At 74.0% G+C, this 3,171-nt stretch carries 3 protein-coding genes; 1 reads left to right on the top strand and 2 read right to left on the bottom strand.

Going from position 1 to position 3,171, the window contains the following annotated elements:
• Nucleotides 1-600: class I SAM-dependent methyltransferase (locus tag VJS38_RS01780; protein WP_324086439.1), on the top strand; the 600-nt coding region annotated here is incomplete at its 5' end.
• Between the two features lie 44 nt (nucleotides 601-644).
• Here VJS38_RS01780 and VJS38_RS01775 read toward each other — a convergent pair.
• Both VJS38_RS01775 and VJS38_RS01770 read right to left on the bottom strand, forming a co-directional pair.
• Nucleotides 645-1,373, bottom strand: coding sequence for a hemerythrin domain-containing protein (locus tag VJS38_RS01775; RefSeq protein WP_324086438.1), 729 nt, complete (start codon nucleotides 1,371-1,373; stop codon nucleotides 645-647).
• Nucleotides 1,374-1,533: 160 nt separating this feature from the next.
• Nucleotides 1,534-3,171, bottom strand: a 1,638-nt coding sequence (locus VJS38_RS01770) for a methyl-accepting chemotaxis protein (RefSeq protein ID WP_324086437.1), incomplete at its 5' end; no start/stop codon positions are given.

The following is a 3,171-nucleotide window of genomic DNA, read 5'->3' as shown; positions in this document are numbered from 1 at the left end:
GGCCACGTGGCCTACCGGCTGGCGCCCCACGCCGGCGCGGTGGTCGCCTGCGACCTCTCCGGAGAGATGCTGGCGGCGGTGCGCGGGGCGGCCGCGGCGCGGGGCTTGGCCAACATCGCCACCGAGCAGGCGCCCGCCGAGCGGTTGCCGTTCGCCGACGCCGCCTTCGACTTCGTCGCCACCCGGTTCAGCGCCCACCACTGGCGCGACCTCTCGGCGGGCCTGGCCCAGGCGCGCCGCGTCGCCAAGACCGGGGCGCCGGCGATCTTCATCGACGCGGTCTCGCCGGGAAAGCCGCTGCTGGACAGCCACCTGCAGGCGGTCGAGCTGCTGCGCGACACGAGCCATGTGCGCGACTACACGCTGGCGGAGTGGGCCGCGGCGGTGGAGCGCGCCGGCTTCGACGTCGAGGCGGTGGCGCGCCGGCAGATCCGCATGGACTTCCCCACCTGGATCGAACGGATGCGCACGCCGAAGGTCCAGGCCGAGGCGATCCGCGCCCTGCAGACCGCGGCCTCCGAAGAGGTCCGCGGCCACTTCGGCATCGAGCCGGACGGCTCGTTCCAGCTCGACGTGATGGTTCTGAGGGCGCGGGCATGACCCTTCCCCGTGTCATCCCGGATAGCCGTTGCGCGGCTTCCGGTTCAAGGGGCGGGAACCGCGCCCGCCGTGTACCTCGCCAGATCCGCCAATCCGAGCTTCTGCTCGATCTGCGCCACCTGCCCCGCGGCCATCTCGAAGCCGCCGCCGGCGAAGTGCGAACGCTCGACCTTCTCGAACTGGTCGCCCGCCGTTTCGCGCTCCTTGTCGCTCATCGACTGGCGCCAGGCCTGGAAGGCGACCGTATCCTCGAAGGCGGTGTGGGCCTCGTACATGCGGGCGAAATCCTGCAGCACCTTGCCGAGCGCCGGGGCGTCGGCCGGGGCGATCCTGCCGCTGGCGCAGCGGGCGCGGACGAAGGCGGTGGCCTGGCGGCCGCGAGCGTGCTGGGCGAGCAGCACCGGGACCAGGGCCGCGGCGGGCCCGCCCGCCTTCTGCAGCTGCGGGAAGACGTGCTGCTCCTCCAGCTCGCGCTCGTGATAGTCCTCGCCGAAGGCGCGGAAGAGGTCGGCCGCCTGGCCGAGGGCCGCGGCGTCGAAGTCGGTGCGGCCGGCCGCCAGCCAGCCGGCGGTCTCGCGGTAGACGATCAGAATCCGGCGCAACACGCCGTGCTCGCGCATCAGGTCCTCGACGGCGGAGACCTCGCCGCCCGGGGACTTCTGCTCCGGCTTGCCGCCGCAGCCGGCGAGCGCGAGGCCCGCGGCGAACACCCCGCCCGCGGCGACGAAGGCCGCGCGCCGCGACGGCCGAGCCTGGTCCTGGTCCTGGTCCATGGAGACGCTCCTAGTGTGCTGGATCTGAAGTTCGCCCAGCGCCGCCACAAGCTCCTGCGAACTTCGGAAGCGGGACACTAGCGCGGCGGCGCCTGCTCGTCGCACGCCTTCCTGGCGGAGCCGTAGATCTCCGCCAAACCTGCTCACAAATGCGTGTCGTCTACGACGCCAGCCGCATCGGCCCCCGGCCGCCAGCCTCGCGGAGGCGGAACCGGTAGATCAGCTGCGCCAGCGCCTGCACCTGGTCGGCGACCGCGACGCTGGCTGCGGTGCTCTCCTCGATCAAGGCCGCGTTCTGCTGGGTGACGCCGTCCATCTGCTGCACCGCGCTGTTCACCTGGCGCAGGCCCGCGGCCTGCTCCTCGGTGGAGCCGGCGATCTCGGTGACGATGCCGGTGATCTGCGACACCTGCCCGGCGATCCGCTGCAACGCCTCGCCGGCCTGGGCGACGAGGCCGGCGCCGTCCTTCACCTGGCCGCCGGAGGCGGTGATCAGCGCCTTGATTTCCTTGGCCGCGTCGGCCGACCGCTGGGCCAGCGCGCGGACTTCGGACGCCACCACCGCGAAGCCCTTGCCGGCCTCGCCCGCGCGGGCGGCCTCCACGCCGGCGTTCAGCGCCAGAAGGTTGGTCTGGAAGGCGATCTCGTCGATCACCCCGATGATCTGGCCGATCTCGCCGGCCGAGGCCTCGATCTGCCCCATGGCGGCGACAGCGCGCACGACCACCTCGCCGCTGGCGGCGGCGTCGGCCTGCGCCTGGAGCACCAGGCTCCGGGCCCTGCCCGCGCCGTCCGCCGTGTTGCGCACGGTGGCGGTGATCTGGTCGAGCGCCGCAGCCGTCTCCTCGAGCCTGGCGGCCTGCTGCTCGGCGCGGCGCGTCAGGTCGGCGGCCGCGCCGCCGATCTCGCCCGCGCCGGTCTCGATGGTCCCGGTTGCGGCGCGGATGCCGCGCATCGCCGCCTCCAGCTGCTCCATGGCGGCGTTGAAGTCGGCGCGCAGCCGCTCGTATTCCGGAGCGAAACGCTGTTCGAGCCTGGCGCCCAGGTCGCCGTCGGAGAGACGCTGCAGCGCCGCCGCCAGGGCTTCAACCACCTGCGCTTGACGGCGTGTGGCCTCGGCGCGCTCGACCTCGTTGGCCGTCCTCTGCTCGTCGGCGGCCAGGCGCATGCGCTCGGCCTCCTGCGCCAAGCGGCTGCGCTCGATCGCGGCGTCGCGCGAGGCGAGCAGGGCCTGGGCGATGCGACCGGTCTCGTTGCGGTCGGCGACGCAGGCGATCTCGATGTCGGTCTCGCCGGACCCCAGGCGGTCGATCGCACCCAGGAGCTCGGCGAAGCGCCGCCGAAGCCCGGCCGCGATCGCGCTGGCCAGGCCCGCCGCCAGCGCCACCACGACACCCGCCGCGCCCAGGTGCAGCGCCAGCCGCATCTCCAGCCGTACGACCCGCCGGGCGAGCAGCCGCTGCAGCTCCGCCCGGCTCGCGCCGAAGACTCCGTCGATGCGCGCCTGCAGCGCCTCGCCGGAGGGGATGGAGAAGGCGAAGCCGCTCAGCACCATGGCCGCATCGCGGTCGGTCTGGGCGACCGCGTCCTTCAGCGCCGCGACCTGCGAGGCCAGGGCGGCTCGGACCTTGGGGTCGTCGTTCTGCCGGATGGCGATGGCGAGCGAATGCTGCAGCTCGGCGTTGGCCGCCACCAGCCGCGCCCGGGCAAGCAGCATTGCGTCGTGGTCGCCGCGCTGCGCCGCGTCCTCCAGCGCCGCCTCCGCGCCCGCCAGCGCCGGGGCCCGCGCCATGGCCGC

This window comes from Phenylobacterium sp. (genome assembly GCF_035276905.1).
Taxonomy (GTDB): domain Bacteria; phylum Pseudomonadota; class Alphaproteobacteria; order Caulobacterales; family Caulobacteraceae; genus Phenylobacterium.
This window is presented reverse-complemented; position numbering and strand designations above follow the sequence as displayed.